At 72.5% G+C, this 18,792-nt stretch carries 13 protein-coding genes; 4 read left to right on the plus strand and 9 right to left on the minus strand.

Going from position 1 to position 18,792, the window contains the following annotated elements:
- Positions 1-35: 35 nt before the first annotated feature.
- Complete coding sequence (locus tag ACIBK0_RS08415) at positions 36-1,652, minus strand: DUF6350 family protein (protein ID WP_399076992.1); 1,617 nt, start codon at positions 1,650-1,652, stop codon at positions 36-38.
- Between the two features lie 108 nt (positions 1,653-1,760).
- Between ACIBK0_RS08415 and ACIBK0_RS08420 the strand changes: the two genes are divergently transcribed.
- Positions 1,761-2,882: a sigma factor-like helix-turn-helix DNA-binding protein gene (locus tag ACIBK0_RS08420; protein ID WP_399076994.1), complete on the plus strand. Its 1,122-nt coding sequence runs from the start codon at positions 1,761-1,763 to the stop codon at positions 2,880-2,882.
- Between the two features lie 219 nt (positions 2,883-3,101).
- Here ACIBK0_RS08420 and sucD read toward each other — a convergent pair whose 3' ends face one another.
- The 7 genes from sucD to ACIBK0_RS08455 form a co-directional block, all read right to left on the minus strand.
- A complete protein-coding gene (gene sucD, locus ACIBK0_RS08425; protein WP_399076996.1) occupies positions 3,102-3,986 on the minus strand; it encodes a succinate--CoA ligase subunit alpha in 885 nt (294 codons plus the stop codon).
- A 22-nt stretch (positions 3,987-4,008) separates the two neighbouring features.
- Complete coding sequence (gene sucC / locus ACIBK0_RS08430) at positions 4,009-5,187, minus strand: ADP-forming succinate--CoA ligase subunit beta (RefSeq protein WP_369248679.1); 1,179 nt, start codon at positions 5,185-5,187, stop codon at positions 4,009-4,011.
- 427 nt (positions 5,188-5,614) lie between these two features.
- The gene (locus ACIBK0_RS08435) at positions 5,615-7,240 is read right to left on the minus strand and encodes a hypothetical protein (RefSeq protein WP_399076999.1); all 1,626 of its coding nucleotides are present in this window, start codon (positions 7,238-7,240) and stop codon (positions 5,615-5,617) included.
- Between the two features lie 149 nt (positions 7,241-7,389).
- On the minus strand, positions 7,390-8,385 hold the full coding sequence (locus ACIBK0_RS08440; RefSeq protein WP_399077001.1) for a hypothetical protein: 996 nt from the start codon (positions 8,383-8,385) through the stop codon (positions 7,390-7,392).
- A 130-nt stretch (positions 8,386-8,515) separates the two neighbouring features.
- Entirely contained in the window at positions 8,516-9,784 is a 1,269-nt protein-coding gene (locus tag ACIBK0_RS08445) for a VWA domain-containing protein (RefSeq protein ID WP_399077003.1), read from the minus strand.
- Positions 9,781-12,225, minus strand: coding sequence for a DUF5682 family protein (locus tag ACIBK0_RS08450; protein ID WP_399077005.1), 2,445 nt, complete (start codon positions 12,223-12,225; stop codon positions 9,781-9,783). The genes ACIBK0_RS08445 and ACIBK0_RS08450 overlap by 4 nt, the downstream gene beginning before the upstream one ends.
- Positions 12,222-13,376 (minus strand): AAA family ATPase, encoded by a 1,155-nt coding sequence (locus ACIBK0_RS08455; protein WP_399077007.1) that lies wholly within the window; start codon positions 13,374-13,376, stop codon positions 12,222-12,224. Before ACIBK0_RS08455 ends, ACIBK0_RS08450 begins: the two co-directional genes overlap by 4 nt.
- A 133-nt stretch (positions 13,377-13,509) precedes the next feature.
- On the opposite strand from ACIBK0_RS08455, the gene ACIBK0_RS08460 reads away from it, so the two are divergent.
- Complete coding sequence (locus tag ACIBK0_RS08460) at positions 13,510-14,868, plus strand: SWIM zinc finger family protein (RefSeq protein ID WP_399077009.1); 1,359 nt, start codon at positions 13,510-13,512, stop codon at positions 14,866-14,868.
- Positions 14,869-14,945: 77 nt separating this feature from the next.
- Complete coding sequence (locus ACIBK0_RS08465) at positions 14,946-16,568, plus strand: DUF5691 domain-containing protein (protein ID WP_399077011.1); 1,623 nt, start codon at positions 14,946-14,948, stop codon at positions 16,566-16,568.
- Positions 16,569-16,718: 150 nt separating this feature from the next.
- Here ACIBK0_RS08465 and ACIBK0_RS08470 read toward each other — a convergent pair whose 3' ends face one another.
- Positions 16,719-17,135 (minus strand): cobalamin B12-binding domain-containing protein, encoded by a 417-nt coding sequence (locus ACIBK0_RS08470; protein ID WP_399077013.1) that lies wholly within the window; start codon positions 17,133-17,135, stop codon positions 16,719-16,721.
- Positions 17,136-17,779: 644 nt separating this feature from the next.
- On the opposite strand from ACIBK0_RS08470, the gene ACIBK0_RS08475 reads away from it, so the two are divergent.
- Positions 17,780-18,640 carry an esterase/lipase family protein gene (locus ACIBK0_RS08475; RefSeq protein ID WP_399077015.1) on the plus strand — a complete coding sequence of 287 codons (861 nt, stop codon included), beginning with the start codon at positions 17,780-17,782 and terminating at the stop codon, positions 18,638-18,640.
- Positions 18,641-18,792: the final 152 nt, after the last annotated feature.

Consider the following 18,792-nt stretch of genomic DNA (forward strand, 5'->3'; position numbering starts at 1 on the left):
GCCGGAGGGGGCGAGAAACCACCCCGGGTGAACCCTCAGGCGGAGTCCGGCGGCTCCGGAGGCGTGGACGCCTCCTTGAGTGCCTCCCAACGGGCCTCGCGGGGCAGGTCCTCGTGCCAGGGGGAACCCGTGACGTCGTCCGTTAGGAAGACATACGGCTCGCAGGGCTCGAGCGAGGAGTCCAGCACCCCCGGATGGGGTTGAGCGGCGGCGGGCGGCACCGTCGCCGTCGACACATCGGCCGACGACCGCCGCGCCCGTGACGACCACGGCAGCCATGAGGGCCACGACGGCCGCGGCATCCGAACGCCCCGCCCGGCAGACGTACCCGGCCGAGCCTCCCGAAGCCGCCACCCCCGCACCCCCACCGCCACAGGAACCCCCACTACCCCGGTCCACCCCACCGCCACAGGCCCCACCTGCCACCACACCGGACCGAAGTGGGCGAGCGCCGCCATCCCGAGCGTCCCCCCGGCCAGCCCGGCCAGCACCGCGAGCGCGACGCCGCACAGCCCGGCGGCCAGCACCACCGCGGCGACCACTCGCCCCCGGGACCAGCCCGCGTCCCCCGCCCCGGAGCCGGGCACGGCCGCCGCCACCACGAACCACGCCACCGTCACCCCCGCGGCCACCGGCACCACCCCACTCGCCCAGCTCAACGGCCCCCCAGCCCCCGGCACCGCCGCCAACAGTGGGAACGCCGTCAGCAGCGACCCCGGCGCAGCCCCCGACAGCGGCCCCACCACATGTCCCGCACCGAGGACGACCCCGGGCCCGAGCCCGTATGCCGCCCCCCACACCGCCGCGTTCGGCACGAGAGCGAGGCAGAGCAGCAGCACGGCGAACCGCCCGGACCACACATCGGTGAGCTGCAGGAGCGAGTCGCGAGCCGTCCCCCCGTGCCACACCAGCGACGCCGCCACGAGCAGCGCCCCGCCCCCGACAAGCACCGCCACCCCGGCTCCGGCCGCCCGCATCACGCCGCCGAGGAACCGGGGAGCCTCCGGTGCCACGGAATCGGGCGCGCCGACGGAACGACGTACACCGGAAAGCGGCAGCGCCGCCAGGGCCCGTCGCATCCAGGGCGGCATCGGCCCTCGCGGACGCCCGTAAGCCGTCCACACCCCCGCCCCCGCCGCCCCCAGCGCAAGCAGCGGCAGGCACACCGCGGTCCACACCCAGGACGGCCGCAACGCGCCGCCCGAGGCATACAGCGCGGCGGCCGTGCCGACGGACAGATAGCCCATGACGACCCCGGCCCACGCCGTGCGGGGCCCCGCCTCGGACTCGGCGTCGGACGCGTCGCGCCCCGCCCGGTGCAGCAGCCACACCGGCAGCACGAGAAGCAGCAGCGGTGTCACCCCCACCGGCATGGGCAGGCCCGACAAGGTGTCGGTGCGGATCAACTCCACACCGTGGGCGAGGAGCCAGAGCGCCGCGGCCACGTGCAGCGCCCCGTCGGGCCCGCTGTCCGGGTACGGCGAGCTGATCCACAGCACCATGACGAGGACGGCGAACGAGCCGAGCCCGAGCCCCGCCGCGAGGGCGCCACCCAGGAGGCTGGCGGCCAGTCCGGGGGAACGGTCGCGCATCCGGGTGAGCAGGGGCGACAACGACAGCCTGCGGTCGGTCATTTGGGTCACGGCTCTCATGCTCCCAACGACACGCGCTTTCTCGTCGTAACAGGCGAACCCCGGATGTGTCGCTCAATATGCATCTATGTACTTTTTCGTACGAAGGGGCACCCTGTGGAGTCCGGCATGACACGGAGCCCTGCTACCCCGCTGCCGGCCCCCGAGGAGCGCCGCCGTCTCCGCGAGGCCCAGTCACTGACCCAGGCCGAGGTCGCCTCCAGACTGGGCGTCACCCGTGTGACGGTGCGCTCATGGGAGACCGGTCGTACGACGCCGCGTGGCCGCAAGCGGGAAGCGTACGCACAGCTGCTGACCGAGCCGGCGCGCGCGGAGCCCGAGGTGACCGTCCGTCACGAGCAGGCCGTTCCGGCGCCGGTGGGCGTCGGCGCGTCGCCACCCTCCCCCGCGGAGAAGCCATCCGAGGAAGCGGAATCCGCGCTGCCCACTGCCGCGCTGACGCCCGCTCAGGCCTTCGACGCCCTCTACGCGTTCTGCGCGCCCGCCCTCGTACGGCAGACATATCTGCTCACCGGGCGCCGCGAGCTGGCGCGTGAGTCCGTGGAGCGGGCCTTCCAACTGGCCTGGCACCGCTGGCCCGAGGTGGCCGTGGACCGGGATCCGGCCGGCTGGGTGCGGGCGGCCGCGTACGAGTACGCGCTCTCCTCCTGGCACCGGATGCGGCTGCGCCACCGGCACCCGGAGGCACCGCCCGCCGACGCTGCCGACCGCGCGCTGCTCGACGTACTCCTGAAGCTGCCGCCGGTGTACCGGCGCACGCTCCTGCTGTACGACGGTGTGGGCCTCGACCTGCCGGAGACCGCGGCCGAGACGGAGGCGAGCACGCCCGCCGCGGCCAACCGGCTGCTGCACGCGCGCAAGGCCGTCGCGGCGCGCCTGCCGGAGCTGGCGGTGCCGGAGGAACTGCACCAGCGGCTCGCCGAACTCGCGAGCACGGAGCGGCTGCGGGCGGCGAAGCCCCAGAGCGTCCGCTGGCACGGCGAACGGCGCGCCCGTCGCTGGACCCGCGCGGCCATCGCCTTCACGGTCCTGCTCATCGGCACCACGGCCCTGACGCTCCGCTCGGCCCCGGACCACTACGAGGCCCCCCTGTCCCCGCCCGAAACGGTCCACGGAGTACCACCCCGCGTCGCCCCGGGCCCGCTCTCCCCGCCCCAACTGAAGCTCCGGACCAAGCTCAAGTCGCAAACGGCAAGCGGCCCGGAACGGCTGGTCCCCGAGAACAGGTGACGCGACGGCCGACCTTCCGATCCGTTGCCGCTGTGGGCAATCGCCCCGCAGGGCGATGGGGGACGTTCCCCTGCTCGGGCGAAGCCGGGAGCTGGGGAGAGGGTGGGCACAGCCACCAACGCCGGGCGCCTTGCAAGGAGGCTCCCGCACCGGAAACGCGAGTGGGCCCGCACCCCGGCAAGGGGTGCGGGCCCACTGGACGTTCAGCCCAGCAGAGCGTCAGCCCGCAAGGATCTCGCGCGCAAGCTTCGCCGTCTCGGTCGGCGTCTTGCCGACCTTGACGCCGGCGGCCTCGAGGGCCTCCTTCTTCGCGGCGGCCGTACCGGAGGACCCGGAGACGATGGCGCCGGCGTGGCCCATGGTCTTGCCCTCGGGCGCGGTGAAGCCGGCGACGTAGCCGACGACCGGCTTGGTCACGTTGGCCTTGATGAAGTCCGCGGCCCGCTCCTCCGCGTCGCCACCGATCTCACCGATCATCACGATCAGGTCGGTGTCGGGGTCGGCCTCGAACGCGGCGAGCGCGTCGATGTGCGTGGTGCCGATGACCGGGTCGCCACCGATGCCGACGGCGGACGAGAAGCCGATGTCACGGAGCTCGTACATCATCTGGTACGTCAGCGTGCCGGACTTCGAGACCAGACCGATGCGACCCGGCTTCGTGATGTCGCCCGGGATGATGCCGGCGTTCGACTGGCCCGGGGTGATGAGACCGGGGCAGTTCGGGCCGATGATGCGGGTCTTGTTGCCCTTCGACTTCGCGTACGCCCAGAAGGCGGCGGAGTCGTGGACGGCGATGCCCTCGGTGATGACGACCGCGAGGGGGATCTCCGCGTCGATCGCCTCGACGACGGCGGCCTTGGCGAAGGCCGGCGGCACGAAGAGGACGGACACGTTGGCGCCGGTCTTCTCCATGGCCTCGGCGACCGTGCCGAAGACGGGGATCTCGGTGCCGTCGATGTCGACGGACGTGCCCGCCTTGCGCGGGTTCACGCCACCGACGATGTTCGTGCCGTCGGCCAGCATGAGCTTGGTGTGCTTCATGCCCGTGGCACCGGTCATGCCCTGGACGATGACCTTGCTGTCCTTGTTGAGGAAGATAGCCATGGCTGTGGTTTTCCCTCGTCCCTTACTTGGCCGCGGCCAGCTCGGCGGCCTTGTCGGCCGCGCCGTCCATGGTGTCCACGCGCTGCACGAGCGGGTGGTTGGCGTCCGACAGGATCCTGCGACCCAGCTCGGCGTTGTTGCCGTCCAGACGGACGACCAGCGGCTTGGTGACTTCCTCGCCCTTGTCGGCGAGCAGCTGCAGCGCCTGGACGATGCCGTTGGCGACCTCGTCACAGGCGGTGATGCCACCGAAGACGTTGACGAAGACGGACTTGACGTCCGGGTCGCCGAGGATGATCTCCAGGCCGTTCGCCATGACGGCCGCGGAGGCGCCGCCGCCGATGTCGAGGAAGTTGGCGGGCTTCACGCCGCCGTGGTTCTCACCGGCGTACGCGACGACGTCCAGGGTGCTCATGACGAGACCCGCGCCGTTGCCGATGATGCCGACCTCGCCGTCGAGCTTGACGTAGTTGAGGTTCTTGGCCTTGGCGGCGGCCTCGAGCGGGTTGGCCGCCGCGTGGTCGACGAGCGCCTCGTGCTCCGGCTGGCGGAACTCGGCGTTCTCGTCCAGCGACACCTTGCCGTCGAGCGCGATGACGCGGCCGTCGGCGACCTTGGCGAGCGGGTTCACCTCGACGAGGAGGGCGTCCTCCTTGATGAAGGTGTCCCACAGCGTCACCAGGATCTCGGCGACCTGCTCCGCGACCTCGGCCGGGAACTTCGCCTGGGCGACGATCTCGCGGGCCTTCTCGATCGAGACGCCCTCATTGGCGTCGACCGGGACCTTCGCGAGGGCCTCGGGGTTCTCCTCCGCGACGACCTCGATCTCCACGCCGCCCTGGACGGACGCCATGGCGAGGAAGGTGCGGTTGGTGCGGTCGAGGAGGTACGAGACGTAGTACTCCTCGGCGATCTCCGGAGCGGTCTCGGCGATCATCACCTTGTGGACCGTGTGGCCCTTGATGTCCATGCCGAGGATGTCCGTCGCGCGGGCGACGGCCTCGTCCGGGGTGGCGGCGAGCTTCACGCCACCGGCCTTGCCACGGCCACCGACCTTCACCTGGGCCTTGACGACGGACTTGCCGCCAAGACGCTCGGTCGCCTCGCGGGCTGCCTCAGGCGTGTCAATGACTTCACCGGCCAGCACCGGTACACCGTGCTTGGCGAAGAGGTCCCTCGCCTGGTACTCGAACAGGTCCACGCGCGTCCGTCCCTATCAGTGATCTCGCGGTTCGTTGGATGCGTGGGCGTGCCGCGAAGGGCAACGTGACGTCCGCTGTCACAAGGGTGGCGCACACGGTGTCCGAGCGCGCGGCATGTCCGTCTCGCAGGTTATCGCCGCCGGACGCGGGTCCCTAAATCGCAGATCACACATGAGCGGTGATACCTGTCACAGAGCAGGGCCTCACCAGGCTGGGGTTTGCCTGGTGAGGCCCCTTGAACGGCCCCTGGTACGGGGCTCAGGGCCGGGTGGTCCCCACCCCAATGGGGACCACCCGGCCCTACCGCGGGGTCCCGGTCGCACGGACCGACGGCTTTCGGCCGTTCGGGGCCGTCGCCCTGCGGAGTCGGTCGGATGCCGTACGTCGGCTTCGCCGGATGTCGCCGTACGGCACATGGGGGAAGCGTCAGATGCTGTACGTGCCGTACTGCGCGTCCTGCACATAGCTCGGCGCGACCGACCGGGCCACGCCCTGGACGCCACCGACGGCGTTGTCCGCGAGGGGGCCGCCGGTCGCCTCGACGGTTCCGTTCAGGTCCTGCGCGAAGGGACCGACCTGGCCGACGAAGCCGCCCGCGAACGGGGCGACCTGGCCGACGGTGTGGTCGGCGAACGGCCGCGCATCGCCCGTGACGCCGTACGCCAACCCGGTGGCGCTGCCCTCGACGCCCGCCACGACCGGCTGCACGAAGTCGACGACCGGCTGCACCGCGCCGGCCACACCCCCGGCGAAGGGCTGCACGTCGTCGGTGACGACACCCTGCGCGAACGGGGCGACCGGGCCGGTGACGCCGTACGCCAGCGTCCCCGCGTCGCCCACGACGCCGCCCGCGAAGGGCTGGACGTCGCCGGCCACGCCGTACGCCAGCGCACCCGCGTCCCCGACGGCCTGCCCGGCGACCGGGACGACGCCGTGCACGGCGGTCGCCGCGACGGGCGGCAGGACGGAGGCGGCCGTGTCGCCCACGACCTGGCCGGCGAGACCTCCGGCCAGCGGCTGTACGTCACCGGCGGCGCCGTACGCCAGGGTGCTCGCGTCACCCGTGGCGCCGTGCGCCAGGGTCGTCGCGTCCGCCGTGGCGCCGTGCGCCAGGGCCGCCGCGTAACCGGCGGCGTCGTACGCCAGCGTGGTCGCGTTGCCCACGGCGCCGTACGCCAGCGGGGTCACGTTGCCGACGGCGTGGTCCACGACCGGGGTGACGCCGTGGACGGCGGTGCCGGCGACGGGCGGCAGCGCGGCGGCCGCGGTCTCGCCGACCATCGGGACCGCGATGCCCGTGGCGGTGCCGGCGGCGCCCTGGACCGCACCCTGGACCCGTGCGGGCGCACCGGTGACCGTCGGGCCCGTGGTCCGCTGCGCGGTGGCGACGGTCTGCTGTGCCTTCGTCTGCACGGCGGACGGCGCCCCGGCGGCGGTGCGCTGGACGGCGGCGAGCTTGGTCTGCGCGCCCGCGAGGGCCTGCTCCAACTCCGGAGCGAAGGCGGAGAGCGGGCCGAAGAGGTAGTCGATCTCGTCCTGCGCAGCGCCGGCGTCGGCGACCGTCTCCTCGGCCTTGCCCGTCACCTGATCCGCGACGGCGGTCTTCGCCTGCGAGAGGTGGCTGACGGAGGGGACCTTGGCGTCGACGTAGCGGCGGGCGTGGTCGGCGGTCCTGGTCGTCGCGGTGGTGGCGGTCTTCTTGACGGTGGACGTGGCGGTCTCCTTCACACTGGCGGTGGCGTCGTCGGCCGTGGACCGGGCCTTGGCGGCCGTGTCCGTGACGGTCGAGGTCGCGCCGTCGGCGGCGGTGCCGCCGGTGACGCCTTCGGTCACGCCGGAGACCGTGCTCTGCACGTCGCTCGTCACGTTCCCGACGACGCCGTCGACGGTGCCGGTGACCGAGCCGACGGTGTCCGGGACGTCGAGGCTGACGTCGGGAGCGGCCAAGGACGACGCGGGCAGCTCGTCCGCGCTGGCGACGGCGGAGCCGAGCGCCCACGCGCCGGTGACACCGGCGGCTATGACGATGGAACGGCGGATGTTCTTGTTCATGCGTACGTCAGATCCTTCAGGATTCCGAGAGTTCGGGACATTCCGGTGAATTCCGGGGGCGCCCGTCCGGGGATCGGAGGGGTGTCCGGACGGCGGGCAGACCTGTTCCGCCCCCGCGCGGCAGGTCGTTCAGCGGGGAAAGGGCTGCCCTAGCCGGGGAAAACGGGGATGTCCCGGTACCTGTCCCGGGTCTCGGCCGCGGTGATGACCGCGGAAGCGCCGGGCGCGAGCCGCAGCGGCGCCCGGTGGTTCGAAGTGACGGCATGTGGATCGCCGTGCCGCGGCGGGCCGTTGTCGACCGCGAACTGGTTGCCCAGCGCGCCGGTCGGGTCGCCGGGGGGCGCCTGGCGGGCGGGCGCCTGTTCCGCTCGGGCGCCGCCGTGGTCGCGGCGGACCCCATCGGTGTCGGCGGCGGGACCACTCGGTCCGTACCACGCGTCGGCGGGTGCGTCCGAGCGACGCGCCGCCTTGTCCTGCTCGTCCGTGGCGCCCGGCCGCTGGGCCACCCCGCTCGACGACTGCGGGGCCGAACCGACGCGCGCAGTCCGCGCACCCGCACCGGGGGACGCGGGCAGGTCGGGCAGGTCGGGGAGGCCCGGCACGGACGGCAGTACGTCCGGCGGGGTTGCACGCAGTCCGCCGGTGACCGTCTTCACCGCGTCACCGATCGGCTGAACGACGGTGTCGGCGGCCGGCTGGACGAGGTCGCCGACGGACTCGCCGACCTGGCGAACGGCGTCGGTGGCCGACCGTCCAACTTGGCGAACGGTGTCGGCGGTCGGCAGTCCAACTTGGCGGCCGGTGTCGCTGGTCGGCTGTCCAACATGGCGAACGGTGTCGGTGGCCGGCTGTCCAACCTGGCGGCCGGTGTCGGTGACGTGCGTGCCGGCACTCGTCCGGTTGGCGCCGGCCTCGAGGGTCGACGTGCCCGCTGTCACCACCCGATCCGCAGTGCTTCTCGCCGAGGGCACGACCCCCGCCGCAGTCGTCGGCACCGCCCCGTCGGCCGCGTGCGCCTGCTCGCCGCAGAGGAACCCGAGTACGAACAACCCACCCACCAGCAGCACCACTTGCAGCGCACGCCGTCCGGCCGCCGTACGCATCACGCGCACAGCGGCACCGGGCAGTGCGACTGAGGGGGTCAAGAGGGGGAGGATCCTCCCGTACGAAGGCAAGAGACGGCTCTGAGGCCGCTTCGATCCTCGCACGGGACTCCCGAGGTTGCGCAAGCCCCCTGTTACCGATGGGTATTCATGTCCGGATTTTCGCTTCCTCTCACCTGGTGTCCGGTATCGGCAGCGGACGCTTCTCGATCGCCGCAGCCATCACCTCGGGAAACAGATCGGGCGTGCACGCGAACGCCGGTGCGTCGAGGGCCGCGAGCGCCGCCGCATGCTCATGGTCGTACGCGGGCGCCCCCTCGTCGGACAACGCGAGCAGCGTCACGAACTGCACCCCCGACGCCTTCATGCCCGCCACCCGCTTCAGCATCTCGTTGCGTATGCCTCCTTCGTAGAGGTCGCTGATGAGCACAACCACCGTGTCGGCGGGCCGGGTGATCTGCGACTGGCAGTACGCGAGTGCCCTGTTGATGTCCGTGCCACCGCCGAGCTGGGTGCCGAAGAGGACGTCGACCGGGTCGTCGAGCTGGTCGGTGAGGTCGACGACAGCTGTGTCGAAGACGACGAGCCGGGTGGCGATGGACCGCATCGACGCGAGCACCGCGCCGAACACGGACGCGTAGACGACGGACGCCGCCATCGACCCCGACTGGTCGATGCAGAGGATGACCTCCTTCTTCACGGACTGCGAGGCCCGGCCGTAGCCGACCAGCCGCTCGGGCACGATCGTGCGGTACTCGGGCAGGTAGTGCTTCAGGTTCGCCGCGATCGTGCGGTTCCAGTCGATGTCGTGGTGTCGGGGGCGGGTGACGCGGGCGCTGCGGTCGAGGGCTCCGGTGAGTGTGGCCCGGGTGCGGGTGGCGAGCCGCTTCTCCAGGTCCTCGACGACCTTGCGCACCACGGCCCGCGCCGTCTCCTTCGTCGTCTCCGGCATGGCCTTGTTGAGGGAGAGGAGGGTGCCCACCAGGTGCACGTCGGCCTCCACCGCCTCCAGCATCTCGGGCTCCAGCAGAAGGGTGGACAGCCCGAGCCGGTCGATGGCGTCGCGCTGCATGACCTGGACGACGGAGGAGGGGAAGTACGTCCGTATGTCCCCGAGCCAGCGCGCGACCGACGGCGCCGACGCCCCCAGCCCCGCCGAACGGTCCCGCCCCGACTGTGCCTTGCTCCCCTTCCCGTAGAGCGCGGTGAGCGCCCCGTCCATCGCGGCGTCCTGCCCGGCGAGCACACATCCGGTGCCATCCGCCTCGTCCCCGCCGAGCACGAGCCGCCATCGACGGAGCCGCTCTCTCGCTGCGTCGGGCACACCGGGCGCGCCGACCACGCCGGGCGCTCCGGACGCGTCGGGCGCTCCGGGCGCGTCGGGCCCACCGCTTGCGCCGGTCGCGTCGTTCATTTCGCTCGCGTTCGCCGGTGCGGTCATCGGGCCACCCCCACAAGGTCGTTGCCGTCGCCGACGTGATCGTCACCGGCGTGGTCGTCACCGGTGTCGGATTCGCCCAGCCCGAGCAGCAGACGCAACACCGGCAGTACAGCGTCCGCGCGCTCGGGGTCGAGGTCGGGGGCGAACCCGGGTATCCCGGAGCCGGTGACCGCCGTGCTCCCGCGCGCCCCCGGCCCACGCCGGACCAGCTCGCCCAGCGTCCTGCGCACCCCGGCCTCGTACGCCGAGAACGTCCTCCGCAGCAACGGCAATACATCGGTGAACGCCTCCGCCGGCACTCCGGTCAGCCACGCGTCCACCAGGGCGAGCAACCGCTCGTCGTGCACCAGCAGCAGCCCGCCCCCGGAACCGCCGCCGACGAAGCCCTCGATCCACGCGGCCGCGTCTCCGGGTGCCGTCCCCGGCGACAGCACGAGCCCCATGAGCCGGGCGGCCTCGTCCTGCGCCAACTCCCCCTCGTCCAGCAGCAGTCGTACGGCCCGTCCGCGAATCACCCCCGGCACGGTGTCGCGCCCGGCCAGCACCCGGAGCACGGCGTGCCAGCGGCCGCGGATACCGGTGGAGGACGGTGTGCGGCGGGCATCCTGCGCGGTACCGCCGAGCGATCGCGGGTCGGCGGCTGACGCCGCGGCCGTCTCCCCCAGGAGTGCCACGGCCCCGTGCACCGCGTCCACATGGCGTCGCATCTCCTCGGCGGCCTCGGTGTCGAGGGCCGCGCAGCCCGGTGGGAGGCCGACGAAAATCCGCTCGGCGAGGCCCGCCGCCACATCGGTGAGGGCATGGGTGTCCGTGCCGCGCACATCGCCGTAGCGCAGGGCGCGGACCAGGGCGGGCAGGGCCTGGGCGAGGTGGCCGACGTCCGCCTCGAGGGCGGCCCGGTCGGCGAGGACCCGCATCACCACGGGCAGCGCGTCCGGAAGTCCGGCCAGCAGACAGCGCTCTGCGAGTGCGGTGACCTCGGCCAGCGCATGCGCGGCGACGGCGTCCGCCTCGGCTCTGGCCGTCGCGGCGGCCAGCACCGTCGTGCCCCACACACCGGCCTCCGCGACCCGCACCGACAGCTCCGGCTCCCAGCGCAACCGCCAGGTCTCCCGGAAGGTGCCTGTGCTGCCCCGCGACACCGTGGGCTCGCCCCACTCGACGCCGAGGAGCCACAACCGGTGCAGCAGCCTGCTGCGCTCGCCGTCGGTCTCCTTGCGCAGGTCGAGCTCCAGCTCCCGCTCCGCCGCCTCCGGTTTGAGGCGCAGCCGCCGCTGGAGCCGCGCGAGGTCGCGCTGCAAGGGCACCGCGGGGGCCGACTCCGGCACCTCCCCCATCACATCGCCGACCACGAGCCGGTCCCGCACGAGCGCCAGCGGCACGTCCGAGCCCTCGCACATCACGGCCCGTACGGCGTCGGTGGTCTCGGTCAGCCCCGGCAGCGGGCGGCCGCGCATCGCGGCGAGCGTGTCGGCCAGCCGCACCGCTTCGATGACGTGCGCGGACGAGACCATCCGGTCCTCGTCGCGCAGCAGCCGGGCCACCTTGGTCATCCAGCGCTCGACGGGACGGTCGGGGGCGCTGAACAGATGCCCGTACCAACCCGGCGAGTCGATGCCCGCGCCGTACCCACTGACCCGGGACAGCCGCCGATAGGTCCACGGCACCCACGTCAGGTCGGCCTTCGCCCTGGGGAGCCCCTTGAGCAGCGCCCGGTCCGCGCCGACGGCGGTCCTCCGCCGCAATGCGGGCACATGCCAGGCCCCGCACACCACGGCCACGCCGTCCCCGAACTCCCGCTCCGCCGCCCGCACCTGGAGCCGCATGTACGCCTCCCGCACCAGGTCGCGGTCGTGTCCTGCGACGCCGTACGCCTCCCGCAGCGCCCCCATCGCCTCCTCGAGCACGGCGAACGGTGCGAACGGATCGCTCCCGGCCCCGCTTCGGTGCTCGACCACGTCCTCCCACCAGCGCTCGGGGTCGTCATAACCGGCCGTTTCGGCGAGTACCGCGAGGGGGTCGATCCGAACGGCCGCCTCGACGGGCCGGCCGGGATCGGCGGGCGGCGCATCCCCTGGGTCGCCCTCCTGATCGAGCTCCTCTTTGCCCCATGCCAGCGTGTGGGTCGCCGGGAGATCGATGAAGCGGGCCGGGACTCCGCTCTCCAGAGCCCACCGGACCGCCACCCACTCCGGTGAGAACTCGGCCAGCGGCCAGAAGGCCGAACGGCCGGGCTCGTCCACGACGTGGGCGAGGAGGGCGACCGGGGGCCGCATCTCCTTGTCGGCGGCCAGCGGGATGATGGCGTCCGCCTCCGGAGGGCCCTCGATGAGCACGATCCGGGGCGCCGCCGCCTCCAAGGCGGCCCGCACGGCCCTCGCCGACCCCGGGCCGTGATGCCGCACCCCCAGCAGCAACGGCCCTCCGGTGAAGTCCGTCATGCGCTCACCTCCCGGCAGGCCCGGTAGAAGTCCTTCCAGCCGTCCCGCTCGCGGACGACCGCCTCCAGATACTCCTGCCAGATGACGTGGTCGGCCGCCGGATCGCGGACGACGGCGCCTAGGATGCCGGCGGCGACGTCGCTCGCCCGCAAGACGCCGTCGCCGAAGTGGGCGGCCAGGGCGAGGCCGCCCGTGACGACGGAGATCGCCTCGGCGGTGGACAGCGTGCCGCTGGGCGACTTCAGCTTCGTACGCCCGTCGGCCGTGACCCCGTCGCGCAGCTCGCGGAAGACGGTGACGACGCGGCGGATCTCGTCGATGCCGTCGGGCACGGCGGGCAGGTCGAGGGAGCGGCCGATCTGGTCGACACGGCGGGAGACGATGTCGACCTCGGCTTCGGCACTCTCCGGCAGCGGCAACACCACCGTGTTGAAGCGACGGCGCAGCGCACTGGACAGTTCATTGACCCCGCGGTCGCGGTCGTTGGCCGTCGCGATCAGGTTGAAGCCACGGACGGCCTGCACCTCCTGGCCCAACTCCGGTATCGGCAGGGTCTTTTCCGACAGGATCGTGATCAGCGTGTCCTGTACGTCGGCCGGGATGCGGGTCAGCTCCTCGACGCGGGCGGTCATGCCCTCGGCCATGGCCCGCATGACAGGGCTCGGCACGAGCGCGTCCCGGCTCGGCCCGTGCGCGAGCAGCTGCGCGTAGTTCCAGCCGTACCTGATCGCCTCCTCCGGGGTGCCGGCCGTGCCCTGCACGAGCAGGGTCGAGTCGCCGCTGACCGCCGCGGCCAGGTGCTCGGACACCCAGGTCTTCGCGGTGCCGGGCACGCCGAGCAGGAGCAGGGCGCGATCGGTGGCGAGCGTGGTGACGGCGACCTCGACGATGCGACGCGGGCCCACGTACTTGGGTGTGATCACTGTGCCGTCCGACAAGGTGCCACCGAGCAGATACGTCGCGACGGCCCACGGCGACAGGCGCCAGCGCGCCGGGCGGGGCCGGTCGTCCTGCGTGGCCAGCGCGGCGAGTTCGGCGGCGAAGGCGTCTTCGGCATGCGGCCGCAGTGCCTCGCCCGCCTCGCTCGCCCTCGCTCCCGCACGCTCTCCCGCAGGCGTAGGAACGGACGTCGGTTCAACGGACACGGACATGGCTCGGTCCCCCTCCAGCTCGGCCGGTTCGGATCTGGTTCCACCGTGCACCACGCCACTGACAATCGGCCCTGACCTGGGCAAATACGCCCGCGAGGGCCGATTGTCAGTGGCGGGATCTACCTTCGATGGCATGACTCAGCAGGCGGTGCGCTGGACAGCGGATCAGGTGCTGGCACTGGCGCCTGACGTCGCGTCACGCAGGGCGGGAAGCGAACTCGGCGCGGCCGCGCCGTGGTCGGAGGCAGGCAGTTCTGACGAGGGGACGGTATGGGGACTGTGCAGGGGAAGTGGCAGCAAGCCGTATCGGACGGTCATCGACATCGCGGACTCCACGGCGCCCGCTTACCAGTGCAGTTGTCCGAGCCGAAAGTTCCCGTGCAAGCACGCGTTGGGGCTGCTGCTGCTCTGGGCGGGCCCGGACGGCACGGTGCCGCGCGGTCAGGCACCGGATTGGGCGGAGCGGTGGATAGAGGGGAGAAGAGATCGCGCGCAGGAGCAGCGGACGGCGGGCGGGGCATATGGAGCCGCGTCGTCGGGTGATCCGGAGGCGGCTCGGCGCAGGGCGGAGCGACGGGCCGAGCGGATCACCGCGGGGGCCTCGGAGTTGGAGCAGCGGCTGACCGACCTGCTGCGCGGCGGCCTCGCCTCCGCCGAGCAGACGGGGTACGGGCTGTGGGAGGAGACGGCGGCCCGGATGGTAGACGCGCAGGCACCCGGTCTGGCCGCGCGGGTGCGGGAGTTGGGGGCGCTCCCGTCGTCCGGTCCGGGCTGGCCGGTGCGGTTCCTTGAGGAGTGCGCGCTGCTCCACCTTCTCGACCAGGGCTGGCTGCGGCGCGAGCGGCTGCCGGACGGCCTTGCCGCGACCGTTCGTTCACGGGTGGGGATTTCCGGTTCGGCGGACGGTCCGCCGGTGCGGGACCGCTGGCTGGTCCTCGCCCAGTACGACACGGCGGATGCCCGCCTCACAACGCGCAGGATCTGGCTGCACGGCGCGGAGTCCGGCCGCACGGTCCTGCTCCTTTCTTACGGGGCTGCGGGCCGCGCACCGGAGTTGGCGTTGCCGGTGGGGCTCGCCTTCGAGGCAGAGGTGTCCGCGTACCCGGGCGCCGGGCAGCTGCGAGCGGCGCTGGGCGATCGGTTCACGCCTCCCGCGCCCACGGCGACACGGCCACCGGGGCTGACCACGTCCCAGGCGACCGCCCGCTACGGAGAGGCCCTGCGGGCCGACCCCTGGCTGGACTCCTGCCCGGTCACCCTGGATCGCGTCGTCCCCACCCCGGACGGCGATTCCTGGCAACTTGCCGATTACGACGGCGACTTGGCCCTGCCCCTCACCCCCTCCGCACGGTCCCGTCCCGACCTGTGGCGTCTCGTCGCCCTCTCCGGCGGCGCCCCCGTCACGGTCTTCGGTGAATGCGGCCACCGCGGCTTCACTCCGCTGACGGCCTGGGCACAGGAGGGCACGGGGGACGCGGTGCCGCTGTGCTGACGGCTCCGACCCGGTGAACCGATGACTTCTTCGACCGCACCGACCAGCCCGACGATCTCCGTACGGAAAGGACGCTCATGAACACGACCTCGGCCTTTGCGGGCGCGCCCGCCGGTGGTTCCTGGGAGGAGCTCGTCACGGTGGCGTTGCTCGGAACCGAGCGGCGCACTCCTCCGGGATGGGCGCCGGGGCGGGATGCGCCGGTGGCACTGTTGGACGCGGCCGCCGTGGAGACGCTGCGGCGGCGGGCCGGGGTGCGGCCGGCGCGGGCGGCGGCCCGTCCGGAGCCGGCCGCGCGGGACCCCCGGCCGGCCCTGCCGTCCGCCGCGGCCCGCAGGCTGGCGCTGCTGCTCGCGGACCGGCCCGGCACCGCAGGCGCGGGCCGCAGAGGGACGGCACCGGACCTGATGGAGCTGCTGCCCCAGTGGCTCACCCTGGCGAACGAGCGCGGATTCGCGGCACCCCCGGAAGCCCTGCCCGCGCTGCTCGACGCGGCCCGCGGACGCACCGATCTGCGACCCGCGGCCCTGGCCTTCGCCGGGCCCCGGGCACTCTGGCTGGCGCGGCTGAACCAGGACTGGCGGTTCGCGCTGCGCTCCTCACCGGGCGGCGGCGCCGCGCTGCCCGGCCCGGAGGAGACCGAGCGCGTACAACAGCTGTGGCAGGAGGGGTTGTTCGCCGAGCGGGTCGCGCTGCTTTCGGCGATACGGGCCAAGGACCCCGCCGCCGCACGCGAGTTGCTGGCCACCACGTGGGCGACGGAGCGGGCCGAGGACCGACTGATGTTCCTCGACTCGTTGCGGTCGGGGCTGTGCCCGGACGACGAGCCGTTCCTGGAGCGCGCGCTGGCCGACCGCAGCCGCAACGTACGGGCGACGGCGGCGGAGCTGCTGTCCGCGCTGCCGGGTTCCGCGCTCGCGGCACGGATGGCGGCCCGGGCCGGTTCGTGCGTCGCCGTCGACCATACGGCGGGCACGCCCACGATCGTGGTCGAGGCGCCGCACGAGTGCGACGCGGGCATGGAGCGGGACGGCGTGGTGCCGAAGGCTCCGGCCGGGCGGGGCGAACGGTCTTGGTGGCTGGGCCAGTTGGTCGAGGCCGCGCCGCTCGGGACCTGGCCGGAGCGGTTCGGGGGGCGTACCGCGCAGGAGATCGTGGCGCTGCCCGTGACCGACGACTGGCGGGCCGAGCTGCATGCCGCGTGGTGCCGGGCGGCCGTGCGCCAGCGTGATCCCGGGTGGTCCAGGGCGCTCCTCGGGGCACCCTTCGCGCCGGAGGCCGGGGGGCCCGGGGCGGTGTCACTGGCCGAGCGGTCCAAGCTGCTCGCCACGTTGGGGGCCGGTGAGCGGGCCGAGTGGGTGGCGGGGTTCATCGGTACGCATGGGTTGTCCGAGGCGTTTCAGCTGCTCGGGGTGTGTGCGGTGCCCTGGGCGGGGGCCTTGGGGCGGGCGGTGGTGGACGCGCTCAATATCGCGCGGGACGCCGGGAGCTATCCGTGGAGCTTCAGTGGGGTGATGGGGCTGGCCGAGCGCTGTCTCGACCCGGCGGAGGCCGTGCGGCTCGATGGGCTCACTTCGGTTCCCGACGAGCCGGAGAACGCGGCGCCGGGGGCCGGCGGCTACTGGGCCGAGGCGTTCCAGCGCCTCGTCACCACGCTGCGTCTGCGCGCGGCCATGGCGTCGGAGCTTGCGGTGCCGTGAAGGTTTTCGTCCCGGTCGCCCCTGCGCCTTCCCGTACCTGGGGGGCCATCGCCCCTCCAGACTCCCCTGGGTCGCTTTTCTCCGCGCGCCGGTGGGGGCTTGTCGCGCAGTTCCCCGCGCCCGTGAAGGGGCGCGGGGAAGGCCCCGGCGCTACGCCTCGGCCGGCTGCCTCACGTTCGCCCGTACCCAGTCCACGATCGCCGCCGTCGTCGCCCCCGGCGTGAAGATCTCCGCGACGCCCTTCTCCTTGAGGGGCGCGATGTCCGCCTCGGGGATGATGCCGCCGCCGAAGACCTTGATGTCCTCCGCGTCGCGCTCCTTGAGGAGCTTGATCACGGCCGCGAAGAGCGTGTTGTGGGCACCGGAGAGGATCGAGAGGCCGATCGCGTCGGCGTCCTCCTGGATCGCGGTGTCGACGATCTGCTCGGGGGTCTGATGGAGCCCGGTGTAGATGACCTCCATACCGGCGTCGCGCAGTGCCCGCGCGATCACCTTGGCCCCGCGATCGTGGCCGTCGAGCCCCGGCTTGGCCACCACCACGCGGATCGGACCGGCTGCCACACCCATCACTGCCTCCATGAACCGACTACATCAACCTGTACCGACTACCGAATACCGATACATGACATTAACTACCGAATACGACACATATCGCACATTCCGCTGCTCACCGCACCGGATGCGCCCCTGCGGCACGGGCACCCCGAGCCTTACCGGCCGAGGAAGTGAACGAACGTTATCGCCAGCATCCCGCAACCGGCAGTTTCGCGGTGGAGACCGAGGGGGAAATCACACACTGGGACAAGTTAGCCGCGCACCGTTCCGCATCCCGCGGCACACGCGCCGCATGGACCTGCGGCACACGGGCCACGGCCGGAGCTTGCGCAAGGAGAGCCGCGATCAGGTGGCCTCACCACCGCGACGTCAGCGGGACACCGTGACGGTGGGGCACATCGGCGAGGCCACGACAGCGGGGAGCCACGCCAGCACAAGGACGACGGGACGACGAATTCGACTCCGGGTCGCCGCCGGGCTCCACCGCCCACGGCCTCGAGCCACGTCGCACCCCTCGGCAAGGCACCCCGTAGCGTAATCGGCGCCTCACGCGCCGCACACGCACCGTCGGTCACTGCCGTCACCGCCACCGTGGCTGTCCACGAGGGCACACGGGGGACAGAGCGGTCCTGCCGCGTGCCGACTGGAGGTCGGCCATGAAGGTCACCAGGGCAGCGTTGCCCCTTCTCCCCCTCTGTCAGCGTCTGTTTCCGTGCAGACTGGTAGGACTCTCGGTGACTCTCCTGAAGGCGACGGCCCTGGAGATCGCGATCCTCGCCGGGCACCTCCTCCTCTACCCCTCCGGTATCACCCCGGAGCGCCGCACCGCCCCCGCACTTCCCTCGCCCGACGCCGCCCGGCTGCCCACCGAGGCCAAGCCCCCGGTCGTCCTGCTGCACGGCTTCATCGACAACCGCTCGGTCTTCCTCCTGCTGCGCCGCAACCTCGCCCAGCACGGCAGGCAGCACGTCGAGTCGCTCAATTACTCCCCGCTCACGTGCGACATCCGCACCGCCGCCGAGCTGCTCAGCCGGCACATTGAGGAGATCTGCGAGCGCACGGGCCACGATCGGGTGGACATCGTCGGGCACAGCCTCGGCGGACTGATCGCGCGCTACTACGTGCAGTGCCTGGGCGGCGACACGCACGTACGCACCCTGGTCACACTCGGCACCCCGCACTCGGGCACTCGTGTGGCCCCCTTGATGAACGCGCACCCGATCGTCCGCCAGATGCGCCCGGGCTCCGAAGTGATCGAGGAGCTGAGCATGCCCGCACCGGGCTGCCGCACCCACTTCGTCAGTTTCTGGAGCGATCTCGACCATCTGATGGACCCGCTGGAGACGGCCTGCATCGACCACCCGGACCTGCTCGCGCAGAACGTACGCGTGAGCGGCGTCGGCCATCTCGCCCTGCCCGTGCACCCCGCCGTCGCGACAGGGATACGGCAGGCGCTCGACATCGACGAGACAGGAATCGGCGCCGCTGCCCGGACCGACGGCCTGACAGTGGCGTAAACAGCCGCCTGACACCCCCGCAACTTCGAACATTCATCGAACGCCAGGCCAAGGCCGTGCCCACACTTCCCCGAAACACGGCCGAATGCCCGTTTCCTGCGAGGAGGAAACCTGCCGAAGATTGTCGCGCCCGCGTACCGCCGGGTACAGTC

This window comes from Streptomyces sp. NPDC050564 (assembly GCF_044457265.1).
Taxonomy (GTDB): Bacteria; Actinomycetota; Actinomycetes; order Streptomycetales; family Streptomycetaceae; genus Streptomyces.

Bases quoted from the DNA above. Each gene is read 5' to 3' on its own strand.
- sucD (WP_399076996.1), bottom strand. From the start codon at position 3,986: ATGGCTATCTTCCTCAACAAGGACAGCAAGGTCATCGTCCAGGGCATG.
- ACIBK0_RS08435 (WP_399076999.1), bottom strand. From the start codon at position 7,240: ATGAACAAGAACATCCGCCGTTCCATCGTCATAGCCGCCGGTGTCACC.
- ACIBK0_RS08445 (WP_399077003.1), bottom strand. From the start codon at position 9,784: ATGACCGCACCGGCGAACGCGAGCGAAATGAACGACGCGACCGGCGCA.
- ACIBK0_RS08420 (WP_399076994.1), top strand. From the start codon at position 1,761: ATGACACGGAGCCCTGCTACCCCGCTGCCGGCCCCCGAGGAGCGCCGC.
- ACIBK0_RS08475 (WP_399077015.1), top strand. From the start codon at position 17,780: ATGAAGGTCACCAGGGCAGCGTTGCCCCTTCTCCCCCTCTGTCAGCGT.
- ACIBK0_RS08460 (WP_399077009.1), top strand. From the start codon at position 13,510: ATGACTCAGCAGGCGGTGCGCTGGACAGCGGATCAGGTGCTGGCACTG.
- ACIBK0_RS08465 (WP_399077011.1), top strand. From the start codon at position 14,946: ATGAACACGACCTCGGCCTTTGCGGGCGCGCCCGCCGGTGGTTCCTGG.
- ACIBK0_RS08450 (WP_399077005.1), bottom strand. From the start codon at position 12,225: ATGACGGACTTCACCGGAGGGCCGTTGCTGCTGGGGGTGCGGCATCAC.
- ACIBK0_RS08415 (WP_399076992.1), bottom strand. From the start codon at position 1,652: ATGAGAGCCGTGACCCAAATGACCGACCGCAGGCTGTCGTTGTCGCCC.
- ACIBK0_RS08455 (WP_399077007.1), bottom strand. From the start codon at position 13,376: ATGTCCGTGTCCGTTGAACCGACGTCCGTTCCTACGCCTGCGGGAGAG.
- ACIBK0_RS08470 (WP_399077013.1), bottom strand. From the start codon at position 17,135: ATGGGTGTGGCAGCCGGTCCGATCCGCGTGGTGGTGGCCAAGCCGGGG.